General features: G+C 46.1%; 12 protein-coding genes and 8 tRNA genes. 5 read left to right on the top strand and 15 right to left on the bottom strand.

The genetic code is table 11. From position 1 onward, the window contains the following. Position 1: 1 nt before the first annotated feature. The 9 genes from rsxC to DN599_RS11415 all read right to left on the bottom strand — a co-directional run bounded on the left by rsxC (position 2) and on the right by DN599_RS11415 (position 6,319). Positions 2-2,485, bottom strand: coding sequence for an electron transport complex subunit RsxC (gene rsxC / locus DN599_RS11455; protein WP_110457732.1), 2,484 nt, complete (start codon positions 2,483-2,485; stop codon positions 2-4). Next, positions 2,479-3,048 carry an electron transport complex subunit RsxB gene (gene rsxB, locus DN599_RS11450; RefSeq protein WP_110457731.1) on the bottom strand — a complete coding sequence of 190 codons (570 nt, stop codon included), beginning with the start codon at positions 3,046-3,048 and terminating at the stop codon, positions 2,479-2,481. The genes rsxC and rsxB overlap by 7 nt, the downstream gene beginning before the upstream one ends. A 2-nt stretch (positions 3,049-3,050) precedes the next feature. Beyond that, a complete protein-coding gene (gene rsxA, locus DN599_RS11445) occupies positions 3,051-3,629 on the bottom strand; it encodes an electron transport complex subunit RsxA (protein WP_110457730.1) in 579 nt (192 codons plus the stop codon). 94 nt (positions 3,630-3,723) lie between these two features. Beyond that, complete coding sequence (locus DN599_RS11440; protein ID WP_110457729.1) at positions 3,724-5,634, bottom strand: EAL domain-containing protein; 1,911 nt, start codon at positions 5,632-5,634, stop codon at positions 3,724-3,726. 130 nt (positions 5,635-5,764) lie between these two features. Continuing rightward, positions 5,765-5,840, bottom strand: a tRNA-Asn gene (locus DN599_RS11435). 34 nt (positions 5,841-5,874) lie between these two features. After that, positions 5,875-5,950 (bottom strand) — tRNA-Asn (locus tag DN599_RS11430). 43 nt (positions 5,951-5,993) lie between these two features. Beyond that, positions 5,994-6,069: transfer RNA gene (locus DN599_RS11425), tRNA-Asn, on the bottom strand. A gap of 63 nt (positions 6,070-6,132) precedes the next feature. Continuing rightward, positions 6,133-6,208, bottom strand: a tRNA-Asn gene (locus DN599_RS11420). A 35-nt stretch (positions 6,209-6,243) separates the two neighbouring features. Continuing rightward, positions 6,244-6,319: transfer RNA gene (locus DN599_RS11415), tRNA-Asn, on the bottom strand. 800 nt (positions 6,320-7,119) lie between these two features. On the opposite strand from DN599_RS11415, the gene uvrB reads away from it, so the two are divergent. Next, entirely contained in the window at positions 7,120-9,138 is a 2,019-nt protein-coding gene (gene uvrB / locus DN599_RS11410; protein ID WP_110457728.1) for an excinuclease ABC subunit UvrB, read from the top strand. Positions 9,139-9,239: 101 nt separating this feature from the next. On the opposite strand, the gene rrtA is transcribed toward uvrB, so the two are convergent. Continuing rightward, the gene (gene rrtA, locus DN599_RS11405) at positions 9,240-9,824 is read right to left on the bottom strand and encodes a rhombosortase (protein ID WP_110457727.1); all 585 of its coding nucleotides are present in this window, start codon (positions 9,822-9,824) and stop codon (positions 9,240-9,242) included. Continuing rightward, positions 9,818-10,501: a 7-cyano-7-deazaguanine synthase QueC gene (gene queC / locus DN599_RS11400; RefSeq protein ID WP_110457726.1), complete on the bottom strand. Its 684-nt coding sequence runs from the start codon at positions 10,499-10,501 to the stop codon at positions 9,818-9,820. Before queC ends, rrtA begins: the two co-directional genes overlap by 7 nt. Positions 10,502-10,687: 186 nt before the next feature. On the opposite strand from queC, the gene queE reads away from it, so the two are divergent. Then, positions 10,688-11,356, top strand: coding sequence for a 7-carboxy-7-deazaguanine synthase QueE (queE, locus tag DN599_RS11395; RefSeq protein ID WP_110457725.1), 669 nt, complete (start codon positions 10,688-10,690; stop codon positions 11,354-11,356). Here the strand turns inward: queE and DN599_RS11390 are convergent. The 4 genes from DN599_RS11390 to DN599_RS11375 form a co-directional block, all read right to left on the bottom strand. Next, entirely contained in the window at positions 11,353-12,414 is a 1,062-nt protein-coding gene (locus DN599_RS11390) for a PLP-dependent cysteine synthase family protein (protein WP_110457724.1), read from the bottom strand. The genes queE and DN599_RS11390 overlap by 4 nt on opposite strands. A gap of 446 nt (positions 12,415-12,860) precedes the next feature. Continuing rightward, positions 12,861-12,945 (bottom strand) — tRNA-Tyr (locus DN599_RS11385). 90 nt (positions 12,946-13,035) lie between these two features. Beyond that, positions 13,036-13,120, bottom strand: a tRNA-Tyr gene (locus tag DN599_RS11380). A gap of 33 nt (positions 13,121-13,153) precedes the next feature. Beyond that, positions 13,154-13,238, bottom strand: a tRNA-Tyr gene (locus DN599_RS11375). A 125-nt stretch (positions 13,239-13,363) separates the two neighbouring features. On the opposite strand from DN599_RS11375, the gene DN599_RS11370 reads away from it, so the two are divergent. The 3 genes from DN599_RS11370 to DN599_RS11360 all read left to right on the top strand — a co-directional run bounded on the left by DN599_RS11370 (position 13,364) and on the right by DN599_RS11360 (position 16,589). Beyond that, complete coding sequence (locus tag DN599_RS11370) at positions 13,364-13,852, top strand: VC2046/SO_2500 family protein (protein ID WP_110457723.1); 489 nt, start codon at positions 13,364-13,366, stop codon at positions 13,850-13,852. A 124-nt stretch (positions 13,853-13,976) separates the two neighbouring features. Continuing rightward, positions 13,977-14,264 (top strand): DUF406 family protein, encoded by a 288-nt coding sequence (locus DN599_RS11365; RefSeq protein ID WP_110457861.1) that lies wholly within the window; start codon positions 13,977-13,979, stop codon positions 14,262-14,264. 132 nt (positions 14,265-14,396) lie between these two features. Further along, entirely contained in the window at positions 14,397-16,589 is a 2,193-nt protein-coding gene (locus tag DN599_RS11360; RefSeq protein ID WP_110457722.1) for a putative bifunctional diguanylate cyclase/phosphodiesterase, read from the top strand. Positions 16,590-16,709 lie beyond the last annotated feature (120 nt).

Raw genomic sequence — 16,709 nt, 5'->3', positions numbered from 1 at the left:
ATTAATCCTCGAGCTCATCATCTGGAGCTGCACTAGCGGCTTTGGCCAGTTTTTTGGCCTTTGCTTTTGCCACGGCGGCGGCAATACGTTGTTGTTTGATCTCAGCGGCTGACAGCTCAGCGCTGTCGACCGCTTTACCTTGCTGACTGATCTTATCAGCATGAACCAATGGCGCTTCTAAGGGAACCGCAGCTATATCTGCATTTCTACTGGGCGCCTGCTGGGCGGCTTTTTTTGCCTTGGCTTTAGCGACCGCGGCGGCGATTTTAGCCTTTTTAGCCTCAGCCTCACTGATTGGCGTGGATGAGGTGGCGTTGCTTACATCGACATCGTTTGATTCAACCTGCTGATGTTCATCGCTGCTTGGGTTCTGCTGCGCGGCTTTTTTGGCCTTGGCTTTAGCGACCGCGGCGGCGATTTTAGCCTTTTTAGCCTCAGCCTCACTGATTGGCGTGGATGAGGCGGCGTTGCTTACATCGACATCGTTTGGTTCAACCTGCTGATGTTCATCGCTGCTTGGGTTCTGCTGCGCGGCTTTTTTGGCCTTGGCTTTAGCGACCGCCGCGGCAATTTTAGCCTTTTTAGCCTCAGTCTCACTGATTGGCGTGGATGAGGCGGCGTTGCTTACATCGACATCGTTTGGCTCAACCTGTTGATGTTCATCGCTGCTTGGGTTCTGCTGGGCGGCTTTTTTGGCCTTGGCACGGGCGATAGCCGCTGCGATTTTGTCTTGCTGGCTGACAACTGGAGCGTGAACTTCATCAGGCTCGGGTGCATTACTGCTCGATTCAGGAACCGCGCTCGATGCTTGTTGAGCGGCCTTTTTCGCCTTAGCGCGTGCGATGGCTGCGGCCACTTTATCTTGGGTAGCCGTGTTGCTTGTAGTGGCGCTTCTGTCGGCGTTAGATGCGGGCGCAGCAGTAGTGGTTGTTTCAGCCGCTTTTTTGGCTTTTATCCGTGCCATCGCCGCGGCGACAGCATCTTTATCTGTACCTGACATCGCGGCTTTTCGCTTTTGTGCCGCTTGTTTGGCTTTTTCTTCTCGGGCGCGCTTTTCTTGTTCTAGACGCAGCATGCGCGAATCGAAACGCTGTTTGGCCAGCTCTGCTTGTTTCTTCTCTTCGGCTTCTACCCGCAGCGCCGATTTAGCGACTCGGTAATATTCGACCAAGGGAATGTCACTTGGACAAACATAACTGCAGCAACCACACTCGATACAATCTCTCAGGTTGTAGCTGGCCGCTTTATCATACTCTTCGGCTTTGGCATGCCAAAACAGCTGCTGGGGTAACAAACCCGCAGGGCAGGCTTGGGCGCATTCGCCGCAGCGAATGCAAGGCATTTCTGGGGCTGACGGAGCCATTTCACTGTTATCGGGGGCCAGTATACAGTTTGTGCCTTTAAGTAGTGGTGCATGTCGATTGGGCAGCATATAACCCATCATTGGACCACCGATAATAATGGGAGATTCGCTATCGCCTTTAAAGTGAGTGCAGCGTAATAGGTGATCGACTGGTGTGCCTATGGGGACCCAATAGTTACCGGGCCGGCCGACGTTATGACCCGTTAAGGTGACGACTCGCTCAATCAGTGGCGCATTACAATAAACGGCTTGGGTAATGCTAAAGGCGGTGCCGACATTTTGCACCAAAATACCTAAGTTAGCGGGAATAGCCCCCGATGGCACCTCTTGACCGGTAATGATTTGGATCAGTTGTTTTTCACCGCCAGAAGGGTACACAGTGGGTATGGCGGTGACCCGCGCGCACTGGGCTGGTAAGTCACTGTGGTTGAGGGCATCAGTCATCTGCTCAATGGCTTGAGGTTTATTGTCCTCGATAGCGATGACGATGCGTTTAGGGCCTAGTAACTGGTGAATAATCTCGATGCCACGCACAATCTCTGTGCTATGTTCGCGCATCAAGCGATCATCAGAGGTGATATAGGGTTCACATTCGACACCATTGATGATCAAGAGCTCAATATCACTGACAGGTTTTAATTTGATGTGAGTTGGAAATGCCGCGCCGCCAAGCCCTGCAACGCCTGCCCGTTTTACTCTGGTGAGGATCTCATCACTGGACATTGCTTTAACGTCATCTTGGCTCAATGGCGCATGCATAGCAGGACAAAGCCGCTGCTGATGATCGTTATCTATGATACAGCACAATACCGGTAAGCCTGAGGCGTGGTTGCTTGGACGTGTTTCGATGGCCGCAATTAGGCCCGATACCGGTGCGTGTACCGGCAGATGACGAAAGCTGTCTCCCTGAGTAAGTGGTTGCCCTTGGGTCACCATGTCACCGACGGCCACCGCCAAGGTACAGCTTTCGCCAACCTGAGGGACTGGAATAATATATTGGTCTGCCAAAGGCAAATGGGCGATATTAGATTGATTTGATAAGGTTTTAAACTCAGGCGGATGGATACCTCCCGCCACGCGCCATAGTGTTCCTTTATCAATTTGTTCAAATAAAGTTAACACTTGGATTCCTCGCTAATGATGGTGACGGGAATGGCGTTAAGTTTCCAATTCCAATTTTGAATGTTTGGGGTTACTGGCAACATGTCAATGCAGTCGACTGGGCAAGGTTCAACGCACAAATCGCAGCCAGTGCAGTAATCGGTAATTACTGTGTGCATCTGCTTGCCAGTACCTAAAATAGCGTCGACGGGGCAGGCCTGGATACACTTAGTGCAACCAATACACTCTTCTTCTCGAATGTAAGCCACTTTTTTGATTTGGGTTTCGGCAGTGGCGGTCAAAGGTTCAGGTTCTACTCCCATTAACTCAGCCAATTTTTCCATGGTGGCGGTGCCACCAGGCGGGCATTTATTAATTTTTTCGCCATTGGCTATGGCTTCGGCGTAGGGGCGACAACCCGGGTAGCCACATTGGCCACATTGAGTTTGTGGTAATAGGGCTTCGGCTTGCTCGACCACGGGGTTACCTTCGACTTTAAACTTTTCGGCGGCAAAGCCTAGTAGCGCGCCAAAAAATAGTGCGAGTAATCCTAGTAATATAATGGCGATGACGATCTCAAACATGGTTAATTTACCAAACCTGTAAAGCCCATAAAGGCCAGCGACATTAGGCCGGCAGTGATCATGGCTATTGCGCCACCTTTAAAGGGCGCAGGCACATCCGCAGCAGCTAAGCGCTCACGCATAGCTGAGAAGAGGATAAGCACGAGGGAGAAGCCGGCAGCGGCGCCAAATCCGTAAATTGCAGATTCGATGAAGTCATGCTTCTCATTAACGTTGAGCAGTGCCACACCTAATACGGCGCAGTTAGTGGTGATCAACGGCAAGTAAATCCCCAATGCTCTGTGTAGCGATGCACTGGTTTTTTGGATTAACATCTCGGTAAATTGCACCACGACCGCGATCACGAGGATGAAGGCCATGGTTCGCAAATAGCCTAATTCAAAGGGTTGTAGTAGGTAGTTGTCGACCAAATAACTCAAAATGGAGGCAAGCGTCAGCACAAAGGTGGTCGCCATCGACATACCTATTGCGGACTCGAGTTTGCTGGAGACGCCCATAAAGGGACATAATCCGAGAAATTTAACTAAAACAAAGTTATTGACCAGCACAGTGCCGACCAAAAGCAGGAGATATTCGCTCATCTCAATCGGTTATCTATATCTAATTTAACGGCTATTATCGGTCTTTCGGCATCGATAAACAACACATAGAATGCAGGGATTATTTCATTTACAATTAATTGACGGAGGATTGTTCGTTTTGTCGGACTATGGCTTGGGGTTTAGCGATGTAATAGCCTTGCAACCCGTCGACAAGTAAGTGTTCTAATATCAACTTTTGCTCTTGGCGTTCGATGCTTGATGCAATAACGCCAATGGACTCTTTACGGGCGACATCGACGATCATTTTGACAAAAAATCGATTATGATCCGATTCAATATCTAGAGTGTAGCTACCATCGAGCTTAATAAAATCGGGACGTACTTCTTTAAAAAACTTAAAGGAAGTGAACCCCATACCAAAATGTTCCACAGCGACTCGAGCCCCGACACCGTGCATCTCTCTAACAAACTTATGCGCCTGATTGATATTGGCTTGCATTCCGGCCTCGTTAACCTCTAACACTATGCGACAGGCGATTTGACGCTGGCGAACAAACAGAGTTTTGATCCAGGCAATAAAGGCCGGTTGTGTCATCGAGTTAGAACTAATATTGATGCCAAATGCGCCTGGTAGGCTAGGGTTGTCGATAAGCAATTTAAAAGTGCTGAGAATAATCATTTTATCCAACTCAACACTCATACCATGACGCTCGGCCATGGCAATCACAGTTGCTGTGGGCAGAAATTTCCCTTGGCTGCTATAAAATCGGGCTAACAACTCTCGGTAAACTTTATCGGCGCCGCGACAAGGTTGTATATCTTGTGCATGGAACTTAACGGCACGGCGCTTAATAATATCGTCAATGGCGGTCTTCCATTTTGAATCACCAAATAACTCATCACCGTTGAGTTGTTCTTGAATATGAAAACTATTGGGCCCCATTGTTTGTGCAATGCTCACGGCGGCATCGCCAAGATATACTAACGACAGCGCTTGATTGCCCTGCTGATAAGGGACTAAGCCGGTATAAGCAACGGATTCGGCATCGATTTTTTGCTGAAACAGATCAAAATTTGCTTTCAAGTTACGCAGTAAAGGCTGCGCATTTTTGAGTGTGATGTCGGGGATAAACAGGGCAAAATCGGCGCTCGAAATGCGAAAACATTCTGCCTGAGCCAAGGCTTGTATACTTGTTCGAATACAATCGGCCACCCCCGCTAAGTAATCATCTCCAGCTTCGCGTCCTTGGGAGCGATTTATTTGGCCTAATTCTGTGGCCTTGATTATAGCCATGACGCCGAAGTGCGTCCCAGGTTGAGCTAAACTGTCCAGTTTTTCAGTAAACTTAGCTCGTGTGCTAAATAAGGTGACAGGATCTTGGTAGGCTTGTTTATTGAGTTTGGTATTATGCTGCTGTATTTCATTATATTTACTATTGAGTGACACACGACACTTTTCCAACGCTTGCCCGAGAGGGGCTAATTCGCCGCGAAAGGCTGATTGGGCTAAGGCGTCAAATTTAAGTTCCGATAAGGTATCGATATAGTTACTGGCGTAGCGAATAGCCCGGTTGAGGCGCACCATCAATATGTTAAATAGAAGGGCTATCACTAGGTAAGTTAGCCAAATAACACTTAATGTCTTAATAAAACGTTGTTTGGCTTCGATTCTGATATGACTGTCGTCTAGCTTGACTTGTAACCGCCCTTGGGGCAATACACGAGTGTTGCTAAGATCTTGGCTAAATAACGCGGCAATCATGTCATCATTTACAGGGTGTAACTGACCACTGGTATGGTTAAGGGTACCGTCTAATTGATGAATATATTGAAAAAATTTAAAATGATAATCGGGGCTCAAGCGCTCATAGAGCGCATTACCATCATGAGGGAGTGAGGTTTGCCAAAGTGGGTTTTGTACATAGTCTTGTAACGATTGACTGGCTAGAGTCGATGCGCGTTGCTGTTCATACTGATAACTGAATAACGAAATCACACTGAATACTATCAGTAAAATTAGGTGAAATGTCTTAGTAACGCCCATAAACAGTGAGTCCAGAATTTCTAGCTAAATTTGGATAAATTGATTGTTTACTAGTCTAACTGATTATTTATTAGAGCGGAATTTTATTATCAAACGAGAGGGGCTAACGGTGAAGGTGTAACTAAAGAGGTGGCTCCCCAGACTGGACTCGAACCAGTGACATACGGATTAACAGTCCGCCGTTCTACCAACTGAACTACAGGGGAATCGATATTTTATCGATGTTAGTGTTGAAATAAGTGGCTCCCCAGACTGGACTCGAACCAGTGACATACGGATTAACAGTCCGCCGTTCTACCAACTGAACTACAGGGGAATAGGTACTTATTTTTACATTTACATCTGTTGTGTTAAAAGTGTGGCTCCCCAGACTGGACTCGAACCAGTGACATACGGATTAACAGTCCGCCGTTCTACCAACTGAACTACAGGGGAAACGCATTAACTTTTACATCGCTAATTAACATCAGCTTTTATCTTACACTCTTTGTACTGCGTTGGCTCCCCAGACTGGACTCGAACCAGTGACATACGGATTAACAGTCCGCCGTTCTACCAACTGAACTACAGGGGAAACGCATTGTACTTGTCTTCTACATTGTATTGCTTTGGCTCCCCAGACTGGACTCGAACCAGTGACATACGGATTAACAGTCCGCCGTTCTACCAACTGAACTACAGGGGAAACGTTTAAAGCAACTCGTCGTTGAAGACGGAGCGCATATTAAATCGCTCTTAGACACGAGTCAACTGATGGGAAGAAAAAAAAGAGGAATTATGCGGTTAAGTGCTCATCTAATACCCATCCTGCTGACTTAGTGCGCATTTTGTTCATCTTGTCTGCATTTTTATTATGTTAGCTAATCCGTAACGGCAAGATAAGCATCTGTTGATTATCGTAATAGAGGTAATTGAGGGAAACGGCATGGCTATCGACTCATGGCTATCGACTTAGGTGAAATTATATCAAATGTAGTAAAATTACATGTACAGCTGCCATATTCTAGAAGGAACCCAACTTAGTCAAAGCCGCGATGGTACTGAGGTTATGAGAGTTATCCACTAAATCTGTGGATAAACCTGTGGGTTAGCTGCAAAATAGGCCGTCAAACCCTTATGTATTGGGGCTTGTACTTAAAATGACTAGATTTAACTGTTTTTTTATTATCTGTTTAATTTCAAATGGTTAAAAAAAGCAATAGCCAAGCTCAAGAAGTTTTTCTGGTGTTGTAAATATGTAATGAATTTGATGGTAGCTCTTGTGTATTAATGTCACGCCTGGGTTGGGGTTGACGCCTATTTTTGCCGTAAAGTCGTTTATTGTGGTCGTCGTATTAAACTTTCATCTCAGTTAATTGCCCGAATGGGAGCTGGGCGATAATAATCATCTCACGTTAAAATGGTTTGGCTAAAACCTTGCCACGAGATTGGCTAAACTGGCTAGGTCGATTAAGATAGCCTGCTGAACTAGTTAGGAGTCTTCAATTGAGTGAATCATCGTTTCAACTTGTCTCCCAGTACGAGCCTGCCGGGGATCAACCCACTGCAATAAAAAAGCTGGTCGATGGCATCGAGTCCGGCCTTGCGTGCCAGACATTACTTGGGGTGACCGGATCTGGTAAAACTTTCACTGTCGCCAATGTCATACAGCAGTTACAACGCCCGACCATTATCATGGCACCCAATAAAACCTTGGCGGCGCAACTGTATGGCGAGATGAAAGAGTTTTTTCCTCATAATGCCGTTGAATACTTTGTTTCTTACTACGATTACTACCAACCTGAAGCCTATGTGCCATCGACCAATACTTTTATCGAAAAAGACGCGTCGGTTAATGCTCATATTGAGCAGATGCGTTTATCGGCGACCAAAGCATTGTTGGAGCGTAAAGATGTGGTGTTGATCGCCTCGGTATCGGCGATTTATGGTCTGGGCGATCCCGATTCTTACATGAAGATGTTGTTGCATCTGCGTCAGGGCGACTTAATGGGGCAGCGCGAGATATTGCAGCGCCTAAGCGAATTGCAATATACCCGTAATGACATAGAGTTGCAGCGCGGCACCTTTAGGGTCAGGGGAGAGGTGATCGATATTTTCCCGGCAGACTCGGAGCGAGATGCTATCCGCGTTGAACTGTTTGACGATGAAATCGACAGACTTAGTCTATTTGACCCATTAACGGGGCATATCTTACAACGTATTGCCAGAACTACGGTTTACCCTAAAACCCACTATGTGACGCCGCGGGAGAAAATTATTGCCGCGACCGAAGAGATCAAGGCTGAACTTCGTCAGCGTAAACAGTACTTACTGGATAATAATAAGCTGATTGAAGCCCAACGGATCTCGGAGCGCGTACAGTATGATATCGAAATGATGACAGAACTGGGGTATTGCTCGGGGATCGAGAACTACTCGCGTTACTTATCAGGTCGCCGCCCAGGCGAAGGGCCACCGACTTTGCTGGATTATCTGCCCGCCGACGGTTTACTGATCATCGATGAATCTCATGTGACCATACCGCAAATTGGCGCCATGTATAAAGGTGACCGCTCGCGAAAAATGAATCTGGTGGAGTACGGTTTTCGCTTGCCATCGGCGTTAGATAACCGCCCGCTTAAATTTGAAGAGTTTGAAGCCTTAATGCCTCAAAGTGTGTTTGTTTCAGCCACGCCAGCGCAATATGAGATTGACAAGAGTGATGGTGAAATTGCCGAGCAGGTTGTGCGCCCAACAGGACTATTGGATCCTGAGATTGAAGTGCGGCCGGTTGGAATACAGGTCGATGACCTATTATCAGAGATAGGTAAACGGGTTGCGGTCAACGAGCGGGTACTGGTGACCACGCTGACTAAGCGCATGTCAGAAGATCTCACCGAGTACTTAGATGAACATGGGGTCAAGGTTCGCTACTTACACTCAGATATTGATACGGTAGAGCGGGTGGAGATCATTCGCGATCTACGTAAAGGGGTGTTCGATGTACTCGTTGGCATTAACTTGCTACGTGAAGGACTCGATATGCCAGAAGTCTCCTTAGTCTGTATTTTAGATGCCGACAAGGAGGGGTTCTTACGTTCAGAGCGCTCGCTGATTCAGACCATAGGGCGCGCTGCGCGTAACGTTAACGGCAAGGTGATCCTCTATGGCGATAAGATCACAAAATCGATGGCCAAGGCGATTGATGAGACCGAAAGGCGACGAGAAAAGCAGCGCCAATATAACCTAGAGCATGGCATTACTCCTAAAGGGGTGTCAAAGCGGATCACCGATGTGATGGATGTTGGTGGGGGTAACGAGCACACCGCAAGGGTGTTACCTTCTTATCAAAAAGTGGCCGAGCCTAAAGGGGATTATGTTGCTGCTGATGCCGCGACTCTGAGCCATCAAATTGATGAGCTGGAAAAACGCATGCATCAACATGCGCGCGATCTTGAGTTTGAACATGCCGCGGCGCTGCGTGATCAAGTCCATGCGTTAAGAGAGGCTTTAATAAAAGCCTAAATCTAACGAGCGCTAAGTCGTGAATTAGATAAAGGTAGAGCGGATAAAATCCCCCCACACCCGTCAGCTGACGGATGTGGGGGATGACTTATTTTTTCAGTTTATTTGGACCAGCGCCGAATAAGCTTATAGCCAATAAACACCAAGATGCCTGTAAACACCCCGACTAAGTGAGACTCAGTGGCGACGCGAGCATCGATCAATTGGCTGATCTGCTTGCTTGCGCCATAGATCTGTTCGTAAGCGACTTTAGCGCACACGCCGACCAACAAGAGATAACCTGAACGTATACCGCGTTGAATATCTTTAAGGGCGCCATAGGTTACCAAGCCGTGCAACATACCGCTAAGCCCTACATAACCCAGTAATGTGGGAAAGCCCCAGTAAAGCCCTAATCCCTGTAATAAGCACAATAGGACAAACAGCAGGCTAAAGTTTGCCGCGCGGTAATGCATCTCGTGCAAAAACGCTAATACCCATAATCCGCCGAGATTCATTGCCAAATGCCAGTAATTGGTATGCAGCAAGTTTCCCGTTAATAAACGCCACCACTCACCTTGGGCAATGGCCGCTTTACGGTAGGCGAGGCTACTATCGAACGGGGCAAAATAGAGCGCGATACAGATAATGCTGACAAGTAGTACTAGCCCATAGGGTTTAGTACTTGATTTTAATGATATTAACATTGACGATTCAGCTCAGCCATGACACTTGTCTTATTGTCCAAGTAGTCCTGTAGCCCTTGGCTGCGCAATAGGCAGGCAGGGCAAGTACCACAACCATGGCCTATAATGCCGTTGTAGCAGGTGAGGGTGCTATCGCGAATAAGCGCTAGGCTGTGGTATTTATCGGCCAGCGCCCAAGTTTGTGCCTTATTAAGCCACATTAATGGCGTTTCAATCGTCAAGTTACGATCCATGCCTTGCTCTAAAGCTGATTGCATCGCCTTAATAAATTGATCTCGGCAATCGGGATAGCCAGAAAAGTCAGTTTCACACACCCCAGTGATCACAGTATCAGCCCCCAGTTGGTAGGCATAAATCCCCGCTAAAGTGAGGAATAAAATATTTCTGCCCGGCACAAAGGTATTGGGTAATCCATTGGCCATCAGCTCGTTAGATACTTCAATGGCATCTCGGGTTAATGCTGAAATCGCCAGTTCATTTAATACCGTTACATCGAGGATTTTATGGCTGATAACGCCAAGCTGCTCACCGAGTTGCTTGGCAACGTCTATCTCTTGTCGATGACGTTGCCCATAATCAAAGGTGATAGCGTGAACTTCATCATATTGGTTTAACGCCTGTATTAGACAGGTTGTGGAGTCTTGGCCACCACTGAACACTACAACTGCTTTAGACATGAAGGTTTATCGTTAACAAAATTTGGCGTTAGTTTAACTGACGCTGCAACGCTTGCAAAATGTCTTGTTGAGCGCAAAGCTGTTTGGAAGAGGATTTAACCCACTTGCGAGACAAATAATCGCGTTATACTTGCCAGTAGGCGCTAAATCTTCTATAAAAGCGGCCCCATAGCGATGAGGTTAACCATGAAGTACCCGGTCAACGAAGTATTTGAAACTATTCAGGGTGAAGGTGTTTACACTGGCGTTCCCGCGATTTTTGTTCGCTTACAGGGCTGCCCTGTGGGCTGCGCTTGGTGTGATACCAAACAGACATGGGAGACTCTGGCTGAAAACCGCGTCGATCCTGAGCTAGTGATCCAAGTCGATGGTGAAATTGGCCGTTGGGCAGAGTTAGATGCTGCGCAACTCTTGGTGCAATGGCAACGTAAAGGCTTTACAGCTAAACATGTGGTGATCACGGGTGGCGAGCCTTGTATTTACGATTTACGTCCGTTGACACAAGCGTTATCGGATCAGGGGTATCAATGCCAAATTGAAACCAGTGGCACCTTTGATGTGCAGTGTGATTTACGCAGCTGGGTGACCGTCTCGCCGAAAGTCAATATGAAGGGCGGTTATAAGGTCCTTGAGCAGGCCTTGCAACGTGCCGATGAGATAAAACATCCAGTTGCCAAACAGAGCCATATTGATGAACTTGATGCATTATTGGCGAATATCGATACCTTGGGCAAAACTATCTGTTTACAGCCGATAAGCCAAAAGCCACGGGCAACTCAGTTAGCGATGCAAGTCTGTATCGCGCGCAATTGGCGTTTATCGATACAGACTCATAAATACCTTAATATCGACTAATCAAGCTTACCACTTTGGTTAAATTGCCCCAGCAGGGTCTGGTAGTGAGTGATATCACCTATGTTGTCACTCACCCACTGGCTATCGTAATAGGTATCTAAGTATCGCTCGCCTGAATCACACAACAAGGTGACGATAGAGCCCTGTTGTCCTTGATTGTGCATATCACAGGCCAGCTGCAGTGCGCCAAACAAATTGGTGCCCGTCGAGGGGCCGGCTTTTCTGCCAATGAGTTGCTCTAGCCAATAAATCGTGGCGATAGAGGCAGCATCGGCCACTTTAACCATCTTATCGACCACACCAGGAATAAATGACGGCTCTGCGCGTGGACGACCAATACCTTCGATTTTGCTGCCCTGTGTGCAGGTGACACTGGCATCGCCACTGACAAAATAATCATAAAATACCGAGTGTTCAGGGTCGACCACACACAGTTGTGTCTGCTCTCTTTGGTAACGAATATAGCGGCCTATGGTCGCCGAGGTGCCGCCTGTTCCAGGGCTCATGACAATCCAACGAGGAACCGGGTGGGGCTCGCATTTCATCTGTTCAAATATAGAGTTGGCGATATTATTATTGCCACGCCAATCGGTGGCCCGCTCGGCGTAGGTAAATTGATCCATATAATGGCCCGATAATTCATCGGCCAAACGTTGTGATTCGGCGTAGATCTCACTTGAGTGTTCAACAAAATGACATTGACCGCCATAGGCGGTGATCTGTTGGATCTTCTTTTTAGCGGTGCTTTTTGGCATGACGGCAATAAAGGGCAAGCCGAGTAAGCGTGCAAAATAGGCTTCAGAAACCGCTGTACTGCCAGAAGATGATTCGATGATGGGGGTGTTTTGTTTGATCCAACCATTACACAAGGCATAGAGAAACAGCGAACGTGCCAGACGATGTTTAAGGCTGCCAGTGGGATGAGTACTTTCATCTTTTAAATAGATATCAATCCCCTTAATCGAGGGGATATCTAAATGAATGAGATGCGTGTCTGCACTGCGTTGATAATCGGCTTCAATTTTTGCGATTGCTTGGTTAACCCACGAGCGTTCCATTCGTTCTCCAGTATGATAGGCCCTCTAACTGAGGGATTATATGCAATTCTTATATAGCGTTTGGTTATAAATTATAACGATGTTTTGTCAGTCGATATAGACAAGATTAACCATTTTGATTTTATCGCATCCTAAGCGTAGGGAAATACTGACAGTTATAAAATAATGTCGGATGCCTATTATGCGGTTGAAACTAGCTATAGCGTGGGGGAGTGATGTTGATTGTTAGCTCTTAAAAAGTGTGTCGTAAGGCAGTGCCTAAGTGTGACAAAAGGTATGCTGAGCATGCAATGACAGATGTTTTTAATTATCAATAGGTAACAATGTTACAGACAAGTATTACAGTGCTAAGTCAGGGGAGAATGTAAACCTAAGGATGTTATATACCGCGTAAAGTGTAGAGGGGATATAATCAGGAAATTTACAGAATTGAGAAACAGAAAAAGTGGTGGAGGGAGAAGGATTCGAACCTTCGAAGGCTGAGCCGTCAGATTTACAGTCTGATCCCTTTGGCCACTCGGGAACCCCTCCACATATTACTTTTTTGTTACCACAACATAATACGATGAACTTAGCATCAGTTGTAACGCCAACTACAACCATTTTAAGCAGAGATAAAGATGGTGGAGGGAGAAGGATTCGAACCTTCGAAGGCTGAGCCGTCAGATTTACAGTCTGATCCCTTTGGCCACTCGGGAACCCCTCCACGAATATCTCTTTATATCATATTGTACGCAAATGGTGGAGGGAGAAGGATTCGAACCTTCGAAGGCTGAGCCGTCAGATTTACAGTCTGATCCCTTTGGCCACTCGGGAACCCCTCCTCAATTGCGGCGGCAATAGTAGTCACAAACTTAGCCCCTGTAAACCCCCTAATTAAAATAATTACTAAAGTTAGTGTTTAAGCGGTCGATAAAATACCAACGACTTGTTTTAGTGATGTTTTTTTATGCAAACCAATCGGTTATTAATCAATGAGGTCAATTTAGGCACCCGGCTTAATCATGCTGTTTCAGATGATAGGCGTGGGGAGTTTGCCTTGTTGCTTGCCATGCTTTCAGATGACGCACGTGATATGGCACAGTTTAATCTGCCAGATTCATTGAAAGATACCGAAAGCCGTTTACGTCAGCAGTTTGAGCTACCGCAATCACAAGCCTTATTGGCCAACATTGCGGAGGTCGCCTTGACCGATAATAGTGCTGCGTTTCATCAGCAAGGGATGAGTGCCTTTCATCTGCAGCAAAGTCTAACGCCAGAAGCACTAGTGATCCGAGGGCAAGATAGCATTGCGATGAATGCGGTGTTAAATAATTGCGATCCAATTACCCTGTCGCGTTACCGAGGCGAACTGAACCCTCAAATTGGCATGGAAGATATTTTACACTTTGCCGATCAGGTCGTGGCGCAACGTTCGATGGCCGACCTCATGGTATAAATCTAGTTACGCTAGAAATGCGTTAGAAAAGGATATAGATTTAAACCGAGATTTGAGCCGCGTCTCGTATCTAAGTTTATATATCACTATAATGATTGCTAACTTAACTAACCTTGTTCTAAATATGAAAAACATTCAAGAGAGACAATCAGATCTAGTCAATGACACCTGTAATGACTGTGGTAGTTATGCCGATATCGGCGCTGTGATTGACGAGCACGATAGAGTGTTAACCATAGAGATAGCAGGTGACGATGCCGATATGCAGATAGAACGCCTGGTTAATGCGGCCAAAGCACGTTTCGATAATGTCGAAGTGGATGTCATAGACAAGGCTGGCAGTAAAATCTTGTCGTTGACCTTTGCCTTTAGCGCCGAAAAAATGATTTATCAATTACACAATAATCTATGATATGCATTGTAGATATAGGTTTAAGTGATTGTTAAGTTGTAATATTATTACGCTTTATTTGATAGCTAAATTAAGCTTATTTATATCGCAAAGCCTCAGCAGGCTAACCATGCCTGTTGGTTTTAGGATGCTATGATCAAACGTAAATACCAATATCTGCTCGAGTCCATTGTTAATTCATTAGAGAAACAACAAGGACTATTTAACGAAACTGCGTTGCTGGCAACGCGCTTGTTAAGTGAGCATCTCTTTGTCGATTATGTTGGTGTTTGCCTATTTTCGGTTGAGCATGATTCAACTTATCTTGTTGGTCATTGTGATAAATTGGCTGCGATTGATCCCGTTCGCCCCAACCCGTCCTTATGTCCACATTATTTATCTGAGCTTAAACAACATCGAATTGTTGATGCGATTGCTGTGCACAAGGATACAAGGGTGCAAGAGCTTCACGAGTGCTATCTTCGCCCCAAAGGTATTGCCAGTACCTTAGAAGTGGCCATTAGGATTAACGGTCATCTCGAAGGCGTACTGTTTTTAGAACACATTGAAGCCCATATATGGAGTGAAAGTGAACTGCATATTGCCGCACAAGTCGCTGACCAATTGGCACTCACCTTAGCGACGGCTCGCGCTTATGAAACCGATGAGCGCTTGAGCCTGTTTCTTAAGGCCATAGAGCACTCAGAGCAGGTCAGTATGGTGGTTAATCTGCAAACTGATATTATCGAGTATGTTAATGGTGCCCACCATGCCATGTCAGGTATACCCAAGCAGAAGGTGATAGGTGCTGACGTCAATCACCTTGATTTTTTTAAACAATCCCCCAGTGAAGCCAGAACGGTACTCGCTGAGGTTAAGCGGGGTAAAAAGGTTAAAGGTGAAGTGCAAATAACCCGCTTAGATGGTACCTGTTATTGGCTGCGATATTCGGTTAAGCCATTTACGACTAAAAGGGGCAATGATTATGCTTTGGTCACCGCAGAAGATTGTTCAGAGGCTCGTCAACATCAAACAGAATTAGAGCGGTTGGCGTGGCGTTGTCCACTCACAGGCCTATACAACCGCCGTCATTTTAGTCAGCAATTGGACAATGTCACTCAAGGTCATCTGATTTTGCTCGACCTTAAAGGTTTTAAACGCTTTAACGATACCTATGGGCATGCAAAAGGGGATCTACTGCTGATTGAGATGGCACGGCGTTTAAGCCACTTTGCAAGCATGAGTAAAACACAACTGCTGGCGCGGGTTGGCAGTGATGAGTTTGCCTTAGTCATCGATACGCTCGACAGTCAGTACAGAATGAACTTACTCATTAATCGGTTATATCAGCACTTGTGTTTGCCTGTGATGATTAAGCATGAATTATTTGAGGTTAAACCCGCCTTATCTGTAGTTTGTATTGAAACATTAGAGCAAATGTTTGCCCCATTAACATGTGCCGACATTGCGCTGCAGTATGCTAAAAATAAGCAAGGCGATGCCATTCAAGTGTTTAATCATGCATTATTGAGCGCCTTTAAAGAGACTGCAGTTATCGAGAGAGAACTGCAGTTGGCGCTCAAAAGTCGCGAATTTGAACTTTATTATCAACCGCTTAAAGATTTAAAGAGTAATCGTTATATTGGCGCAGAAGCTTTGATCCGTTGGAATCACCCTAAGCGAGGCGTGTTGTATCCTGGTGCATTTATCGATGTGGCAGAAAAGTCTGGCATGATCAACTCCATAGGTGAGTGGGTGCTAGAAGCTGCTTGTCGTCAATTGAATCTTTGGCAGCGGGACAACATTAATATTTCGATGCATGTCAATGTCGCAGCGCAACAGTTTTTTAGCTCAAACTTATATGATCAAATTTGGCAGCTGGTGACCCGTTATCGAATTAAGCCTAACACATTGATTTTAGAGATAACTGAAACGGAGCTGATGGAAGACATTGTCTATGTTACCCATTTGTGCAAAGAGTTGGCTGAGCTGGGTGTTGGATTAGCCATCGATGATTTTGGTACCGGTTATAGCTCGATGCGTTATTTAAAACAGTTTCCTATTTCAAAATTAAAAATTGATCGCTCTTTCATTTCTGATATAGGGGTTAGTCATGAAAGCCGTGAAATTGTCAGTGCGATTGTGGCGATGGCCTATGCGCTTAATATTTCATTGACTGCTGAAGGGGTGGAAACCTTGGAGCAAGAAGACTTCTTATCTGAGTTATGTTGCCATCAGGCCCAAGGATTCTTATACAGCCCGGCGCTCCGAGAAGCCGAGTTCAGTCAATTTTTACGAACCAGTATTGGTGTGTTAAATGGCGCTGACCCTAGTAAAGCGCATTGACCGCTCGGGCTTAACATAGCGCCAGTAGCTGATTTTGCAGTGAGCCACTTTTGCTTGTCGCTTAGTTATCGCTTAGTTATCGCTTATAAAAGGTCTTTGTGGGCGCGACTAGTTACAGCA

It is taken from the genome of Shewanella algidipiscicola, from assembly GCF_900380485.1.
Lineage (GTDB): Bacteria > Pseudomonadota > Gammaproteobacteria > Enterobacterales > Shewanellaceae > Shewanella > Shewanella algidipiscicola.
Note: the sequence above shows the minus strand (reverse complement) of the source record. Positions and strands in the feature narration are given on the sequence as shown.